Genomic DNA, 16,086 nt, shown 5'->3' on the forward strand with positions numbered 1-16,086 from the left:
TAGCGGGCGCGGGCTGGGCAGGGCGCGGCGAGCGCGGTGCGCGCAAGGCCGTAGCGGCGTAACAGCAGGCGCAACGACACGGAATGACTGCCGGACGGCCTGACCACGGCAGCCCGGGGGCGGCCTCGGCGCGGCGGCGCCAGGCTGACCACGGCCCCCGGCATCGCGGCGCAGCGGCGACCGGGTCAGGCGATCACCGCAAGCGGGGTGCCCGCGCGCCCCTGGCACGGCCGTGGCGGCGCAGCGGCAGGCGGGCCAGCGCGGGGCTGGCTGCCGAGCGGCCTCACCACCGGCGGCTCGGTGCGGGCACCCGGCGCGGCGGCGCCAGGTCATCGCCGCGAGCGAGTGTCCGCGCCGGGGACGCTCCTGACGGGGCCGTGGCGGTGCAGCGGCGGGCGGGCCGGCGTCGAGTGACTGGCCAACGGCAAGGGCCTCCGGCGCGGGTGCGATCGCTGAGGTGGCGCGGATGTCCCGCGAGCGAGGCGCGGTCGGAGATGGGCCAGGGCATCGCGGCGAGTGGAATGTCCGCGCACCCCCGGTGCGGTCGCAGCGGCGCAGCGGCGGGTGGGCCAGCGCTGGGTGGCTGCCGAGCGGCCTGGCCACCGGCGGCTCTGTACGGGCACCCGGCGCGGCGGCGCTGCGGTGCCCCGTGGGCCCCCGGTGTCGGGGCCGTGCGCAGGCGCGGACGCGGACCGGGTCAGGCAGTCGCCGCGAGCGGAGTGTCCGCGCCGACGGCGCCCCTGGCGCGGTCGTAGCGGTGCAGCAACAGGCGGGCGAGCGCGGGGTGGCTGCCGAGCGGCCTGGCCACCGGCAGGCCGGGGGCGGCCTCGGCGCAGCGCGTGGCGAACACACCGGGCGCGGTGAAGCAGGAGGACACGGCGATGTCGCGGTGGCCCTGGGACCGCAGCGTCTCGATCGCGTCGGCGACGGTCGGTGTGGCGGCCGAGGCGTACGCGGGCAGCACGGGGACGCCGCCCAGACGTGCCGACAGCATCTGCGCGGTGTACTGCGTGCCGGCTGCGGATTCGGGGTCGTGCGAACCGGCCGCGGCGAGCACCACCGCGCTTCCTCTGCGGTACCCGGCCTCCATCAGGCGGCTGTGCAGGGCGTCGGCGAGCAGCGGGTGCGGTCCCAGGGACCCGGCCGTGGTCACGGACAGGTGCGGGGCAGCGGCGGCGATCGCGGGGATGTCGTGCTTGACGTGGTAGCCGCGGCTGAAGAGCAGCGGGACGAGCACCACGTCGCCGCGCAGCCGCGCGAGCGTGTCGGCGAGCAGCGGCTCGTCGCGGTCCAGGTGCCCCAGCTCGACGCGCAGTCCCTTCCGCATGGCGCCGACGAGCCGCACGAGGGTGCGTACGGTCTGGCGTGCGCGGGGGTCCGGGGAGCCGTGCGCGACGGCGACGAGCGTCGGTGGGGTGCTCTGGCGGACGGTGCTCATGCCGCCCAGGGTGCGCCCGACCGGTTGCGAACGCATTGCGGACATGTCACGAATGGCCGCGCCATCGGCTCACCGCGCGGTCCGCGCGCCGCTGAGCACGCCGCCCCCGCCGCGTAACTCCGGCCTGTACCAGCCGTAACGGGCGCGACCCACCATTGCGCCCATGAACGCCGACGCCACCGGGACAGTGAGCAGTATCACCGACACCCACTGCCCGTACTGCGCCCTCCAGTGCGGCATGGGACTGCGGCGCGGCCCCGGCGCGGGCGGTGGCCTTGAGGTGGTGCCGCGCGAGACGTTCCCCGTCAACCGGGGCGCCCTGTGCGGCAAGGGCCAGAACGCGCCCGCCGTCCTGGACCCGGCCGCCCGCCTGACCGCCCCGCTGGTCCGCGACACCAGGGGCGGCCCGCTGCGGCCCGCCTCCTGGCCGGAGGCGCTTGACCGCGTGGCCGCCGGGCTGGCCGCCGCGCGTGACCGGCACGGGCCCGACGCCGTGGGCGTCTTCGGCGGGGGCGGACTCACCAACGAGAAGGCGTACGCGCTGGGCAAGTTCGCCCGCGTCGTGCTGCGCACCTCGCAGATCGACTACAACGGGCGCTTCTGCATGTCGTCCGCCGCGGCGGCCGGCACCCGGGCGTTCGGCCTGGACCGGGGCCTGCCCTTCCCGCTCGCCGACATCCCGCGCACGGGCTGTCTGATCCTGGTCGGCGCCAACCCGGCCGAGACGATGCCGCCGTTCGTGCGCCACCTCACCGAGCTGCGCGCGAACGGCGGCACGCTGATCGTCGTCGATCCCCGCCGCACCCGTACCGCCGAGCTGGCCGACCTGCATCTCGCGCCCCGCCCCGGCACCGATCTCGCCCTGGCGCTCGGGCTGCTGCACCTCGTGGTCGCCGAGGGGCGCGCCGACGAGGCGTACATCGCGCAGCGCACGTCCGGCTGGCCCGCCGCCCGCGCCGCCGCCATGGCGCACTGGCCCGAGCTGGCGGAACGCGTCACCGGGGTGCCGCTGCCCGCGCTGCGGGAGGCCGTCCGGCTGTTCTGCGCCCCCGAGGCCGCGATGGTCCTCACCGCGCGCGGCCCCGAGCAGCAGTCCAAGGGCACGGACACCGTCGGCGCGTGGATCGACCTGTGCCTGGCCACCGGCCGCCCCGGGCGCCCGTACTCCGGCTACGGCTGCCTGACCGGCCAGGGCAACGGGCAGGGCGGGCGCGAGCACGGCCAGAAGGCCGACCAGCTGCCCGGCTACCGCTCCCTCACCGACCCGGCGGCCCGCGCCCATGTCGCGGCCGTGTGGGGCGTCGACCCGGCGGACCTGCCAGGGCCCGGCCGCAGTGCCTACGAGTTGCTGGACGCGCTCGGCCGCGACACACCCGACGGCGTACGGGCGCTGTTGCTGATGGGCTCGAACCCGGTCGTCTCCGCCCCGCGCGCCGCGCATGTGGAGGCACGCATACGGGCGCTGGACTTCCTCGCCGTCTGCGACGTCGTCGCCTCGGAGACCGCCCTGCTGGCGGACGTCGTCCTGCCCGTCACGCAGTGGGCGGAGGAGACGGGGACGCTGACCAGTCTGGAAGGCCGCGTCCTGCTGCGCCGCAAGGCCGTGGACCCACCGCCAGGCTGCCGCAGCGACCTCGCGGTGCTGAACGGGCTGGCGGCGCGCCTTGGCCACACGACGGGCTTCCCGGTGGACGCGGCCGAGGTGTTCGAGGAGCTGCGGCGGGCGTCCGCGGGCGGCAGGGCGGACTACGCGGGCATCAGCCACGCACGGATTGCGGCGGAGGACGGGGTGTTCTGGCCGTGCCCCTCCCCGCAGCACCCGGGGACGCCCCGGCTGTTCCTCGACCGCTTCGCGACGCCGGACGGGCGGGCGCGGTTCGCCGGGGTGGAGCACCGGCCCTCGGCGGAGGAGCCCTGCGCCGAGTACCCGCTGCTGCTGACGACGGGCCGGGTGCTGGCGCAGTACCAGTCGGGGGCGCAGACGCGGCGCGTACCGGAGCTGAACGCGGCGTCCCCCGGCCCGTTCGTGCAGCTCCACCCCCGGCTGGCGGCGCGGCTGGGGGTGTCGGAGGGGAACCGGCTGGCCGTGGAGTCGAGGCGGGGGCGTGCGGTGGCACCGGCGCGGATCGGGGCGGGCATCAGGGAGGACACCGTGTTCATGCCGTTCCACTGGCCGGGCGCGGGGCGGGCGAACACGGTGACGAACCCCGCGCTCGACCCCACGTCACGGATGCCGGAGTTCAAGGTGTGCGCCGTACGGGTGACCAGAGTGGGCGGGGAGGACTGAGCGGAAGGGACTGGGCGCACAGGACTGGGCGCACAGGGCTGGGCGCACAGGGCTGGGCGGCCCGAGTTGCGCATCACGGGGCGCGGGTCAGCATGGAGGGATGGACGACATCACCCAGCTGGCCGACACGCACATGGCGCTGGCGCGCGAGGCGGACCACGGGCGCAGCGCGCACCTGTTCCTGCACGACGGGCCGCTGCGGCAGAGCGTCATCGCGCTGACCGCCGGCTGCGTGCTGGAGGAGCACAACGCGCCGCCCGCCGCCAGCATCCAGGTGCTGCGCGGGCGGGTGCGGCTGGTCGCGTCGGACGGGGTGGCGGCGGACCTGGAGGCGGGGCACGTGATGCGGGTCCCGCACAGCAGGCACGCGCTGACGGCCGTGCACGACGCGGTGATCATCCTGACGTCCGTGACCGCGACGCCCGAGCCGCTGGTCGTATACGACACGCGCCGCGAAGCCAACCCTGCGTGACCGGGCTCAGTGCCCCCCGCCGTCCCGCCCGAGGACGCGGTGCGCGCTCGGGCTCACGCCGCGTTCACGCTTGAACGCCGTGCTCAGCGCGAACGCGCTGCCGTAGCCGACCCGGCGCGCGACGGACTCCAGGGTCGCGTCCGGCTCGCGCAGCAGGTCGGCCGCGAGGTCGAGGCGCCGCGCGGTCAGGTACGTCATGGGGGGCTCGCCCATCAGCGCGCCGAACCGCCGCGCCAGCGCCGCGCGGGACACCCCCGCCTTGGCGGCGAGGCCGGCCACGGTCCACGGGTGCGCGGGGTGGTCGTGGATCAGGCGCAGCGCGTGCGCCACGGCGGGGTCACCGTGCGCCCGATACCAGGCGGGGGCGGTGGCGTCGGGGCGGGCGTACCAGGTGCGCAGGGCGTCGATCACCAGCAGGTCGAGCAGCCGGTCGAGGATGACCTCCTGGCCCGGCTCGTCGCGGGCGATCTCGGCATCGAGCAGCGGGACGAGCGGGGAGTCCCACTCGCCGCGCCGCAGCGTGAGGACGGGCGGCAGGGCGTGCAGGAGGCGGCCGGTGATCTCGCCGCGCAGCTGGTAGGTGCCGATGATCAGGGTGGTGGGGCCGTCGGGGGCGTTGCCCCAGGTGCGGACACCGAGGTCCATCTCCTCGCACAGGTCGGTGCCGTCCGCCGCGACGCTGCACCCGCCGGGGCGGATGACGGCCTGCGGCGGGGTCAAGGGATCGTCCGCGACGGTGTACGGGTCGGGGCCGCGCACGAGTGCGAGGTCGCCCGCCGCGAGCCGTATGGCGTCCGCCGTGTCGCCCTCGTCGCCGGGGACGAGCCAGGCGTCGCCCCTGGCGACGCAGACGGCGGTCAGCGGCGCCTCGTCCCGCACCCGCACGCTCCACGGCGGTGCCAGCACCGCTTTGATCACGAACGCCCCACGAGCCCGAGGGCCGTCGAGAAGGCTGCCCAGCGCGTTGTCCATGGATCCGGAGCGTAACGCGTGAGGGTGAGCGCAGGGGCGGCACGGTAGCGTCGGGGCATGCTTGAGCACAGCGAGGCCCCGGTCGTGGCCGGCACCGGGTCACGTGCGGTGGTGCGTCCGGCCGGTCCGGACGACCTCTTCCAGGTGGCCACGATCTTCGCCCACTACGTCGCGTCCACGCTGATCACCTTCATGGAGACGGCGCCCACCACGGCCGAGTGGCAGCGCAAACGGGAGGGCATCGCGGAACGGGGACTGCCGTTCCTGGTGGCCGAGGAGGACGGCGAGATCGTCGGCTTCGCGTACGCCAGTCCGTGGCGGGCGCAGGAGGCGTACCGCTACACGGTGGAGAACAGCGTCTACCTCGCGCCGGGGCGCACCGGGCGGGGCCTGGGGCGGACGCTGCTGGCGGAGCTGCTCGACGCGTGCGAGGCGGCGGGCGTGCGCCAGGTCGTCGCGGTGATCGCCGACTGCGGCAACGAGGCGTCGCCCGCGCTGCACAGGCGTCTTGGCTTCCGTGACGCGGGCCGTCTGTCAGCCGTGGGCCACAAGCGCGGGCAGTGGCTGGACACGCTGCTGATGCAGCGTGACCTGTCGGGTGGCGCGGCGCGGCCAGGCGGCCTGGGTGTCCCTGACGGGGCGGTGGGCCCCCAGGGGCCCGCGCCCGCGGGATGACGGCGGGAAAAGCGCGGCCGGTCAGGGCACCTGGGGGCCGCTGATGTACGCGCCGTCCTCGTCGTAGGGCCACGCGTTGGCGACGCAGCCGTGCAGCCCCATGATCTGCTGCTGCATGGCGGGGGCCGGGGCGCCCTCGGCGGGGCAGGTCTCGTGCCCGTGGCCGAGGAAGTGGCCGACCTCGTGGTTGATGATCAGCGCCCGGTACTCCTCGATCGGCCCGTCGAACTGCGGGGAACCCTGCATCCAGCGGCGCAGGTTGACGACGACGACCTGCCCGATGGAACAGTTCGTCTCGCCGCGTGTGTTCAGCCCGTACTCGCCGCAGAGGGCGTCCACCGTGCCGGGTGTGGCGATGCGCACCGTGAAGTCGGGCGTGGCGCCGTCGGGGGCGGTGTCGAAGCCGGTGTCGCCCTCGTTCGTCCAGCCGCGCGGGTTGCCCAGGACGTCGTGCACCTCGGCCGCCGTCCCGGCGGGGTCGAGCACGATGCCGTCCTCGATCTCCAGGCGGTAGGCGAGGACGGCCCGCCCGCCGACCGGGTCTCCGACGCCCGGCGCGGTGGTGAACGTGCCGGGGCCGTTCTCCGGGATCTCGGCGGCCTGGTCGGCCGCCGGGTCGGACGAGGGCTCCTCTGACGGCGTCTCGTCCTCCGGGGCGGGCTCCTCCGGCGGCGGGGCTTCCTCGGCCCGCGCGGGCGGCTCGGTGGTGAGGACGGCGGCGGGGGTGGCGGTGTCCTGGGCGCGGGCCGGGGCGTTGCCGCCTCGGAGGAAGACCACAGCGGCGACGGCGAGGCCGGCTGTCAGCACGGTCACGGTCAGGGCGCGCAGCGGCACGGCACGCCGGGACCGGCGCGCTCTCCTGCGGCGCCGCCGCTGGGTCGGGGCGAGTGGGGGCAGGGGGGCACGGCGGGGCATGGAGTGGGGCTCTCCTGGGAGGAACGGTCCGGTGGTGTGGGTGTTACGCCGGGTCTTGGACGGGCTGTGCGTCCGCCTCATGGAACAGTTCGGTCGCGCGCGGGTCCTCGGCGAGACGCAGCAGGTCCTCGGTCCTGACCGGGCTGTCGGTGCTCCCGGCCGCGTCGGGCGGCGCGGCCAGGAGCACGGCGCTGTCGCCGACGCGGAACGAGACGCTGGCACCGTGCGTGCGCAGGGCTTCGGCGTTCAGGCCGCGCACGGCGGCGGACGTGCCGTCCGGCAGCTGGGTCTCCCGGCAGACGTCGGCGGTTTCGTCCGCCCGGCAGACGCCGAGGTCACCCGCGACGTCCGCGCCGCCGGTGAGCGGCCGGACGGAGAAGACCAGGTCGAACGTGTGCCCGTCCTCGGTGACGCCCTGGTACAGCTCCACGGGCTGGCTGACGATCTGGATGGCGCCCGCCTTCCCGCGCAGCGTGATCTCCAGCGCGCGCGCCACGCCTTGCCGGAAGTCGTCCACGCGGGCGCGTTCCGCGGTGGTCAAGGCGGCGTCCTCCGGTGTCTCCGTGCTGCCGGGCACGACGGGGAAGCGCGGCTGCCCGGCGCCGGCGGACGCGTCGGGGGGCACGGTCTCCGCGGACGTGTCCGCCGGGGACGGCGTGCTGGTCGGCGAGGCGACCGCCGGCGGGACGGCGGCGACGTCCGTGCCGCCGCCGGCGGCCGGGCGCGGGCCCGCGCCGGTGACGAGGGCGACGGCGACGACCGCGGCGGCGGTCGCGGCGACCGCGCCGCCCGCCCTGAGGGCGCGCGCCCTGGCGCGGCGGCGCGGGCCGAGGACGAGGGCGGCCGTGACCAGTTCGGGCGCGGCCTCCAGGTCCCCGACCGCGCGGCCCATCGCCTCCCTCAGCCGGGCGGCGTCAAGCGTTTCGTTGGTGTCCACGGTGCTCCTCGGGCACTCGGTCCGGCACGCGGCGCGGCGGGCGGTTCAGCACTCGGCGGTGATGCGTTCGTCGGCCTTGAGGCGTTCGCGCAGCATGGCGAGCGCCCGCGAGCACTGGCTCTTGACGGTGCCGGGACTGCATCCGAGGGAGACGGCGACGTGCTCGATGCTCAGGTCCTCCCAGTAGCGCAGGACGACCATGGCCCGCGCCCGGGGCGGCAGGCTGCGCAGCGCGGCGAACAGGGTGACGCGGAGGGCGGGGTCGCCGGGCGAGGTGGGGTTGTCCTCCACGGCCTGGAGGCGGCGCCCGAGGAGTCCGCGCCGCTGTTCGGCGAGGAACGTGCGGGTCAGCACGGTGCGCGCGTACGCGTCCACGCTGTCCGCGCGGGCCGCCTTGCCCCAGTGCTGGAGGAGTTTCACGAGGGTGGTCTGCGTCAGGTCCTGCGCGCGGTACGGGTCGCCGCAGAGCAGCACGGCGGTGCGGTACAGCCAGTGCTGGCGCGCCCGCGCGTACTCCTCGAAGTCCTGTGTGTCACCCATGCACTCTCCGGCCACGACCTCTCCGCGCTCTCACCTTGTCTGATCATCGGGCGATCAAGAAAGTTCGATCACGGATCAGTAACGGTCTCCGGTTGCCGACCTGACGTGCCGCGCCGATGGTGGGAGCCGGACACGGCTGCCCCAGGAGGCCCCGCGTGAACGACTCCCCCACCCCCGCCCCCACGCCCCTGGTAGACGCGCACGCGCACTTCCTCACCGACGCGTACGTCACGGCGGCGAAGGCCGCGGGCCACACGCACCCCGACGGCATGCCGGGCTGGCCCTCCTTCGACCCCGTCGACCAGCTGCGGCGGATGGACGAGGGCGGCATCGCCACCGCCATGCTCTCGATCTCCTCCCCCGGCACGCACTTCGGCGACGACCACGCCGCCCGCACGCTGTCCCGCGAGGTGAACGAGGCGGGCGCCGCACTGCGCCGTGCCCACTCCGACCGCTTCGGCCACTTCGCCTCCCTGCCGCTGCCCGACGCCGAAGGCTCCCTCGCCGAGGCCGCCCACGCACTGGACGTCCTGGGCAGCGACGGACTGACCGTCGAGTCCAACGCCCACGGCGTCTATCTGGGTGACGAGCGCTACGAACCGCTGTGGGCCGAACTCGCCCGGCGCCGCGCCATCGTCTTCGTCCACCCCACCTCACCGCCCTGCGCCGACGCGGTGTCACTGCGCCGCCCACGCCCCATGGCCGAGTTCATCTTCGACTCGGCCCGCACCGCGTCCGACCTGGTGTTCAGCGGCGTCCTGCTGCACCACCCCGGCATCCGCTGGATCTTCACCCACGGCGGCGGCGCCCTGCCGCTCCTCGCGGACCGGCTCGAACTCTTCCGCCCCCGCCTCAGCCGCACGGGCCCCGAGGGCCCCACCGTCACCGAGCAGCTGTCCGGCGTGTGGTTCGACATGGCAGGCACCCCGTTCCCGCACCAGATCCCGGCATTGGTCCGCGCGTTCGGCAGCGAACGGCTGCTCTACGGCAGCGACTCCTGCTGGACACCCCCAGAGGCGGTCGCCGCACAACTCGCCTCCCTGGACACGGCCGACCAACCCCCCGGCACAACATGGCGCTCCCTGACCACCACCAACGCGACCCACCTCTTCCCCCACCTCCGCCTCCCCCGGAAGAACCCCGGGTCTGCGTGAACCAGCGGCCCGCGCGTGGTGCTTGTGCGCGGGCCGCGAGGGGAGGGGGTGTGGTGTGTCAGGGAGTGGGGAGTGCGGGGAGTGACGGGTTCACGATCATGATGTGGCAGTTCGCTGTGCGCCACAGTTCGCGGCTCGCGCTCGCGTCCATCAGGGCCGGGAGGCCGCCGTGGGTCGGGGCGCCGATGACGATGGCGCGGGCCGACGTGCGTTCCGCGTAGGCGGCGATCATCCGGCCGACCGCGCCGTGGTCGGTGGCCTCGCCCAGGACGTGGCCCGTGGCGGGTACGTGGCGGCCGACGAGGGCGTCCACGTGGCGCTGGACGACCGCGCGCGCCGCGGCGGGGTCCTCGGCCTCGGCCGCCGTGCCGTCGCCCAGGCCCAGTTCGTGGGCGTGCAGGACGTGGACGGCGCGGCCGTTGAGGGTGGCGAGGCGTCCGGCGGTCCTGGTGACCTCGGCGGCGAGCGGGCCGCTGTCCACGGCGGCGACGATCACGCCGTCCCCGGCGGCCGGGGCGGGTCCGGTGGTGGCGGTGATGCCGGGGCCGACCGTCAGCGGGGCGGCCTCGGGGGCGGGCTCCTCCTGCTGGGCGCGTTCGGCCTGGCCCAGCAGGTCGTGGGCCGTGGCGAGGATGGCTATGCCGACGAGCAGGGCGCCCGCGCCGACCCAGAACGGGACGTGGATGTTGCTGGCCTCGACCATCTTGCCCGCGAAGTAGGGGGCGAGGCCGCCGCCGATGAAACGGACGAAACCGTACGCGGCCGACGCCACCGGGCGTTCCACCGACGAGACCGTCATGACGGCCTGGGTGGTGACGGTGTTGTTGACACCGATGAAGATGCCGGAGGCGATGACGGCCGTGATGAGCACCGCCCTGTGGTCCACGCCCAGGGCGATGACGGCCATGACGACCGCGAACAGCGCGAGGTTGGCGTAGAGCGTGCGGGCCAGTCCGAGGCGGCGCTGGAGCCACGGGGCGCCCACCACTGCGAAGAGTGCGACGAGCAGGCCCCAGCCGGTGAAGACCAGGCCGAGCTTCACAGCGCTCAGCTCCATGGGGAACGGCGCGTAGCCGAGCATGGTGAAGAACGCCCAGTTGTAGCAGAGCGCGGTCAGCGACAGCGTGAGCAGGCCGCGGTGGCGCAGGGCGCGCAGGGGCTCGCTGAGGCGGGTCTTCCGTGCGGGTAGTGGCAGCGGTTCGACGAGGACGACGGTGGCGAGCAGGGCGATGGCCATCAGGACGGCGACGCCGTAGAACGGGCCGCGCCAGCTGATGTCGCCGAGCAGGCCGCCGAGCAGCGGGCCGACGGCGATGCCGAGGCCGAGCGCCGTCTCGTACAGCACGATGGCGCCGACGAAGCCGCCGCTGGCGGAGGCGACGATCACGGCGAGCGAGGTGGCGATGAACAGGGCGTTGCCGACGCCCCAGCCGGCGCGGAAGCCGACGATGCCGTTGATGCTGCCGGAGGCACCGGCGAGCGCGCTGAAGACGACGATGACGGCGAGGCCGACGATCAGGGTGCGCTTGGCGCCGATGCGGCTGGAGACCCAGCCGGTGACGAGCATGGCGAGGGCGGTGACGACCAGGTAGCTCGTGAAGAGCAGCGAGACCTGGCTCGGGGTGGCGTCGAGGTCCTCGGAGATGGCGGGCAGGATCGGGTCGACGAGGCCGATGCCCATGAAGGAGACGACGCAGGCGAAGGCGACCGCGAAGACGGCCTTCGGCTGCTTGAACGGGTTGGCGGCGGGTGCCGCCGTGTGCCCTGTGGCGGGGCCGGTCATCAGCGTGCTCCAGGGGTGTGCGGGGAGTCGGGGACGAGGCGGGGCTCCTCCAGTGCCAGGCGGGTGAGCGCGTCGATGGCCGGGAGCGCGGCTTCGAGGGCCGCCCGGTCTTCCGGGGTCAGCTGGTCGAGCAGGCCGAGGAGGCGTTCGGCGCGCAGTGCGCGGCGGCGGGTGAGGAAGGCGCGTCCCTCGTCGGTGATGCCGACGAGGACGACCCGGCCGTCGGTGGGGTCGGGGGCGCGCGCGGCGAGGCCCGCGTCCTGGAGGCGGGAGACGAGCTGTGTCATCGCGGGCTGGGTGACGCCCTCGGCGGCGGCCAGCTCGGTGAGCCGGCGTGGGCCGGTCCGCTCCAGGGTGGAGAGGGTGGCGACGGCGGTCAGCGACAGGTCGCTCGGGGTGCTCATGCGGCGGAAGAGCCGGAGGAGCCGTTCGAGCGAGGACACTGCCTCCCGGGGGAAATCCATCATTCATTTATATCACTCGCTTATATGAGTGCCGTATGTTCCCGGGTGGTGGGGCTGCTCACAGCGGGCCGCGGCGGACGGGGAGGGCAGCGTTCCCCCCGGGAAACGGGCGTGATGCGGCCGGGTAACAGCGCCCGCGCACGCTCGGGGCATGCGAACGAACGGCGCGGCGGCGGACCGCCGCCTGGTGATCGTCGGCGGCGGCCCCGCGGCCTCCCGCCTGGCGCGCCGCGTCGGCCCGGCGGCGGCGCGGTCCGTGACGGTGCTGGCCGAGGAGCCGCGGCCGGCGTACAACCGCGTGCTGCTGGCCGACGTGCTCGCGGGGCGCTACCCGGCCGAGGTGATGGAGCTGCCCCGGCCCCCGGACGCCGTGCGCTGGCACGCCGGACTGCGGGCCGTGCGCATCGACCGCGCCGCACGCCGCGTGCTGTGCCACGACGGCAGCTCCCACCCGTACGACACCCTCGTCCTCGCCACCGGCGCCAACCCCCTGCTGCCTCCCCTGCGCGGGCCGCACTCCCCCGGCGCCGCCCTGCCGCCAGGCGTACGGGCGCTGCGTACGCTCGCCGACTGCGACACGCTGAGCGCCGCCGTCACACCCTCAGCGCCCGCCGTGGTCGTCGGCGGCGGGCTGCTGGGCGTCCTGGCCGCCGCCGCTCTCGCGCGGCGCGGCGCACGCGTCCTGCTGGCCCAGCGCGCCGCGCACCTCCTCGACCGCCACCTCGACCCGGCCGCCGCCGCCCTGCTGCGCGCGCACCTGGCCGCGCTGGGCGTGGAGGTGCACACCGAGTGCGCCGTGAGCGCGCTGCGCACCGAGCCCGGCACCGGCGCCGTCCGGGCCGTGCGGCCCGCGGACGGCTACGAGGCAGAGGCCCGCGTGGTCGTCCTGGCCTGCGGCGTCCGCCCCCGGGTCGCGCTCGCCCGGGACGCCGGACTGCCCATCGGGAACGCGGGCGGCATCGTGGTGGACGACCTGCTGACCACCGCCGACCCGCACGTCCACGCCATCGGCGACTGCGCCGAACACTCCGGTGTCGCCTACGGCCTGGCGGGCGCCGCGCTGGACCAGGCGGACACCCTGGCCGCCGCACTGAACGGCGACCGCACCGCCCGCTACACGGGGACCCGCGCCCTGGTACGCCTCACCCTGCCCGACGGTCCCGTGCCGTTCGACCTGGCGGCCTTCGGACTGCCCGTGCCCGCCCCGCCGGACGACACCCTGCGGCTCGCCGACGCGACGCGCGGCACGTACCGCTCCCTCGTCGTCCGGGACGACCGCCTGCGCGGCGGGGTCCTGGTGGGCGACCTGGGCGGCGTCGGCCACCTGGCACGCGCCTGGCAGACGGACGACCCCCTGCCCGCGGGCCCCCTCCTGCACCTGCTGGGTCCGGAGACCCCCTGACCCCCCGCCGTACGACCACCCGCACCCGCACCCGCACACCCCTCACGGAGGCCCCGGAGCATGTCCCCCGCACGCGAACCCACCATCGTGCTGGTCGGTCACGGCATGGTCGGCCAGCGTTTCCTCGAACGGCTCGCCGACCTCGGCGTCACACGCACCGCCCGGGTCGTCGTCCTGGGCGAGGAGCCCCGCCAGGCGTACGACCGGGTGCACCTCACCTCCTGCTTCGCCGGCGCCACCCCCGAGGACCTGTCCCTCGTCCCCGACGCCTTCATGGCCACGCACGGCATCGAGGCGCGCACCGGCGACCCGGTGACGGCGATCGACCGCGCCGCGCGCACGGTCACCACGGCGTCCGGCCTGGCCGTCGCGTACGACACGCTGGTGCTGGCCACCGGCTCGTACGCCTTCGTCCCCCCGGTACCCGGCCGGGACGCGGACGGCTGCTTCGTGTACCGGACCGTCGAGGACGTGCGGGCCATCTCGGAACGCGCCCGCACGGTACGGGCCGGGGTGGTCGTCGGCGGCGGGCTGCTCGGCCTGGAGGCGGCGGGCGCGCTGACCGGACTCGGCCTGGAGACGCATGTGGTCGAGTTCGCCCCGCGCCTGATGGCGGTGCAGGTGGACGAGGGCGGCGGCGCGGCGCTGCGCCGGGCCGTGGAGGGCCTGGGCGTCGTCGTGCACACGGGCGTCGGCGGGCAGGAGATCACCACGGACACGGCGGGCGCCGTCACCGGCATCGCCCTGTCGGACGGCTCGTCGGTCGCGGCGGGGCTCGTCGTCTTCTCCGCAGGGGTGCGGCCGCGTGACGCGCTCGCCCGCGAGGCCGGTCTGGACGTCGGCGAGCGCGGCGGGATCGTCGTGGACGGCCACTGCCGCACGTCGGACCCGGCCGTCTACGCGATCGGCGAGTGCGCCCGCGCGGCGGACGGCGTGGTGTACGGGCTGGTGGCGCCCGGGTACGAGATGGCGGGCACCGCCGCCGCCCACCTCGCCGGGACGCTCGGCGCGGCGGAGCGGGCCGCGCCGTTCACCGGCGCCGACACGTCCACCAAGCTCAAGCTGCTCGGCGTGGACGTGGCCTCCTTCGGCGACGCGCACGGCCGCGCCGACGGCTGCCTCGACGTCGTGTACGCCGACTCCCGCGCCGGGATCTACCGCAAGCTCGTCGTCGGCGCCGACGGGACGCTGCTCGGCGGCGTCCTCGTCGGCGACGCCGAGTCGTACGGCATGCTGCGCCCGCTGACCGGCTCCGTGCCGCCCGCCGCGCCCGAGCAACTCGTGCTGCCCGCCGGGCTGGCGCCGCCCACCGCCCTCGGCCCGTCCGCGCTGCCGGACGGGGCGGTGGTGTGCAGCTGCCACAACGTCACCAAGGGCGCGGTCAGGGCGGCCGTCACGGACGGCGGCTGCGCGTCGGTGGCCGAGGTGAAAGGCTGCACGCGGGCGGGCACCGGCTGCGGGAGCTGCGTGAAGGTGCTCGGGCAGCTGGTGAACGAGGAGCTGGCGGCGGCCGGGGTCTTGGTGGACGGCGGCCTGTGCGGCTGCTTCACGCAGACCAGGCAGGAGCTGTACGAGATCGTGCGCGCCCTGCGGATCACCACGTTCCGGGCGCTGCTCGACGGGTACGGCCGCACGGAGGCGCGCGGCGGCGAGGGCTGCGAGGTGTGCAAGCCCGTGGTCGCGTCCGTCCTCGCGTCCCTGGCGCCGGTGATCGGCGCGGACGGCTATGTCCTGGCGGGCGAACAGGCCGCCCTCCAGGACACGAACGACCATTTCCTGGCCAACATGCAGCGCAACGGGTCGTATTCGATCGTGCCGCGCGTCCCGGGCGGCGAGATCACGCCGGAGAAGCTGATCGTGATCGGCGAGGTGGCGCGCGACTTCGGGCTCTACACCAAGATCACCGGCGGCCAGCGGATCGACATGTTCGGGGCGCGCGTGGACCAGCTGCCGCGCATCTGGGCGCGGCTGGTGGCGGCCGGTTTCGAGTCGGGGCACGCGTACGGCAAGGCGCTGCGGACGGTGAAGTCGTGCGTGGGCTCGACGTGGTGCCGCTTCGGGGTGCAGGACAGCGTGCGCATGGCGATCGACCTGGAGCTGCGCTACCGGGGGCTGCGCTCGCCGCACAAGCTGAAGTCGGCGGTCTCCGGCTGCGCGCGCGAGTGCGCGGAGGCGATGGGCAAGGACTTCGGCGTCATCGCCACCGCCAACGGCTGGAACCTGTACGTCGGCGGCAACGGCGGCGCGACGCCGCGCCACGCCGACCTGCTCGCCCAGGACCTCTCCGACGCCGAACTCGTCCGGCTGATCGACCGCTTCCTGATCTTCTACGTCCGCACGGCCGACCGCCTCGAACGGACCTCGGTCTGGCTGGAGCGCATGGGCCTCGACCATGTGCGGGACGTCGTGGTGCACGACTCGCTCGGCATCTGCGGCGAACTCGAATCGCTGATGGCGGCCCATGTGGCGGGCTACCGCGACGAGTGGGCCGCGACGCTGGACGACCCGGAGCGGCTGCGGCGTTTCGTCTCGTTCGTGAACGCCCCGGACACCCCGGACCCCACGGTCGCGTTCACACCGGAACGCGACCAGATCCGACCCGACCTGACCGTTCTCTCCGCACATTCCACTCCGGAGGTGACCGCATGACGATCACGGCCACGACCGGCACCGCCACGACCACCACCGTCGAACTCGGCCTGCCCGACGGCTCCTGGCTCCCGGTCTGCGCCCTCGCCGACCTCACGCCGGGACGCGGCGTCGCGGCGCTGCTGCCGGACGGGACGCAGGCCGCCGTCTTCCGCGACAGCGGCGGCGCGACGTACGCCGTCGACAACCGCGACCCGTTCACCGGCGCGCGGGTGCTGGCGCGCGGGCTGCTCGGCTCGACGGGCGGGTCCGGCGGCCCGTTCGTCGCCTCGCCGCTGCTCAAACAGCGCTTCGACCTGACGACGGGCGCCTGCCTGGACGACCCGGCGCCCGACCGCGCCGTCACGGCGTACCCGACCCGACTGACCGTCACCTGACGCGGCGAACACCCTCTCCCC

Annotated in this window: 14 protein-coding genes; 7 read left to right on the forward strand and 7 right to left on the reverse strand. The window is 75.2% G+C overall.

Annotated elements, in window-relative coordinates; all coding sequences use genetic code 11:
• Positions 1 to 697: 697 nt before the first annotated feature.
• Positions 698 to 1,438 (reverse strand): sirohydrochlorin chelatase, encoded by a 741-nt coding sequence (locus ACL02R_RS07190; RefSeq protein ID WP_412796011.1) that lies wholly within the window; start codon positions 1,436 to 1,438, stop codon positions 698 to 700.
• A 163-nt stretch (positions 1,439 to 1,601) separates the two neighbouring features.
• Here ACL02R_RS07190 and ACL02R_RS07195 point away from each other — a divergent pair, with 163 nt between their 5' ends.
• On the forward strand, positions 1,602 to 3,725 hold the full coding sequence (locus tag ACL02R_RS07195) for a molybdopterin oxidoreductase family protein (RefSeq protein ID WP_412796012.1): 2,124 nt from the start codon (positions 1,602 to 1,604) through the stop codon (positions 3,723 to 3,725).
• 100 nt (positions 3,726 to 3,825) lie between these two features.
• Entirely contained in the window at positions 3,826 to 4,197 is a 372-nt protein-coding gene (locus ACL02R_RS07200; RefSeq protein ID WP_412796013.1) for a cupin, read from the forward strand.
• 6 nt (positions 4,198 to 4,203) lie between these two features.
• Here the strand turns inward: ACL02R_RS07200 and ACL02R_RS07205 are convergent, their stop codons facing one another.
• The gene (locus ACL02R_RS07205) at positions 4,204 to 5,169 is read right to left on the reverse strand and encodes a cupin domain-containing protein (protein WP_412796014.1); all 966 of its coding nucleotides are present in this window, start codon (positions 5,167 to 5,169) and stop codon (positions 4,204 to 4,206) included.
• 57 nt (positions 5,170 to 5,226) lie between these two features.
• Between ACL02R_RS07205 and ACL02R_RS07210 the strand changes: the two genes are divergently transcribed.
• On the forward strand, positions 5,227 to 5,844 hold the full coding sequence (locus ACL02R_RS07210) for an N-acetyltransferase family protein (protein ID WP_412796015.1): 618 nt from the start codon (positions 5,227 to 5,229) through the stop codon (positions 5,842 to 5,844).
• A 21-nt stretch (positions 5,845 to 5,865) separates the two neighbouring features.
• Here ACL02R_RS07210 and ACL02R_RS07215 read toward each other — a convergent pair whose 3' ends face one another.
• The 3 genes from ACL02R_RS07215 to ACL02R_RS07225 are packed head-to-tail and all read right to left on the reverse strand — an operon-like array spanning position 5,866 to position 8,236.
• Positions 5,866 to 6,759 carry a DUF3152 domain-containing protein gene (locus ACL02R_RS07215; RefSeq protein ID WP_412796016.1) on the reverse strand — a complete coding sequence of 298 codons (894 nt, stop codon included), beginning with the start codon at positions 6,757 to 6,759 and terminating at the stop codon, positions 5,866 to 5,868.
• Positions 6,760 to 6,802: 43 nt separating this feature from the next.
• Positions 6,803 to 7,696 carry a hypothetical protein gene (locus ACL02R_RS07220; protein WP_412796017.1) on the reverse strand — a complete coding sequence of 298 codons (894 nt, stop codon included), beginning with the start codon at positions 7,694 to 7,696 and terminating at the stop codon, positions 6,803 to 6,805.
• Between the two features lie 45 nt (positions 7,697 to 7,741).
• The gene (locus ACL02R_RS07225) at positions 7,742 to 8,236 is read right to left on the reverse strand and encodes a SigE family RNA polymerase sigma factor (protein ID WP_412796018.1); all 495 of its coding nucleotides are present in this window, start codon (positions 8,234 to 8,236) and stop codon (positions 7,742 to 7,744) included.
• 155 nt (positions 8,237 to 8,391) lie between these two features.
• On the opposite strand from ACL02R_RS07225, the gene ACL02R_RS07230 reads away from it, so the two are divergent.
• Positions 8,392 to 9,390: an amidohydrolase family protein gene (locus tag ACL02R_RS07230; protein ID WP_412796019.1), complete on the forward strand. Its 999-nt coding sequence runs from the start codon at positions 8,392 to 8,394 to the stop codon at positions 9,388 to 9,390.
• A 58-nt stretch (positions 9,391 to 9,448) separates the two neighbouring features.
• Here ACL02R_RS07230 and ACL02R_RS07235 read toward each other — a convergent pair whose 3' ends face one another.
• Together ACL02R_RS07235 and ACL02R_RS07240 are read right to left on the reverse strand one after the other, a co-directional pair.
• Positions 9,449 to 11,173: an MFS transporter gene (locus ACL02R_RS07235; protein WP_412796020.1), complete on the reverse strand. Its 1,725-nt coding sequence runs from the start codon at positions 11,171 to 11,173 to the stop codon at positions 9,449 to 9,451.
• The gene (locus ACL02R_RS07240; protein WP_412796021.1) at positions 11,173 to 11,637 is read right to left on the reverse strand and encodes a MarR family winged helix-turn-helix transcriptional regulator; all 465 of its coding nucleotides are present in this window, start codon (positions 11,635 to 11,637) and stop codon (positions 11,173 to 11,175) included. Before ACL02R_RS07240 ends, ACL02R_RS07235 begins: the two co-directional genes overlap by 1 nt.
• A 151-nt stretch (positions 11,638 to 11,788) precedes the next feature.
• Here ACL02R_RS07240 and ACL02R_RS07245 point away from each other — a divergent pair, with 151 nt between their 5' ends.
• The 3 genes from ACL02R_RS07245 to nirD are packed head-to-tail and all read left to right on the forward strand — an operon-like array spanning position 11,789 to position 16,065.
• On the forward strand, positions 11,789 to 13,039 hold the full coding sequence (locus tag ACL02R_RS07245; protein WP_412796022.1) for an NAD(P)/FAD-dependent oxidoreductase: 1,251 nt from the start codon (positions 11,789 to 11,791) through the stop codon (positions 13,037 to 13,039).
• A 60-nt stretch (positions 13,040 to 13,099) separates the two neighbouring features.
• Positions 13,100 to 15,688, forward strand: a complete 2,589-nt coding sequence (gene nirB / locus ACL02R_RS07250) for a nitrite reductase large subunit NirB (protein ID WP_412796023.1) — start codon at positions 13,100 to 13,102, stop codon at positions 15,686 to 15,688.
• Complete coding sequence (gene nirD / locus ACL02R_RS07255; RefSeq protein WP_412796024.1) at positions 15,685 to 16,065, forward strand: nitrite reductase small subunit NirD; 381 nt, start codon at positions 15,685 to 15,687, stop codon at positions 16,063 to 16,065. The genes nirB and nirD overlap by 4 nt, the downstream gene beginning before the upstream one ends.
• Positions 16,066 to 16,086: the final 21 nt, after the last annotated feature.

The sequence above is a fragment of the Streptomyces sp. MS19 genome (genome assembly GCF_047200595.1).
Lineage (GTDB): Bacteria > Actinomycetota > Actinomycetes > Streptomycetales > Streptomycetaceae > Streptomyces.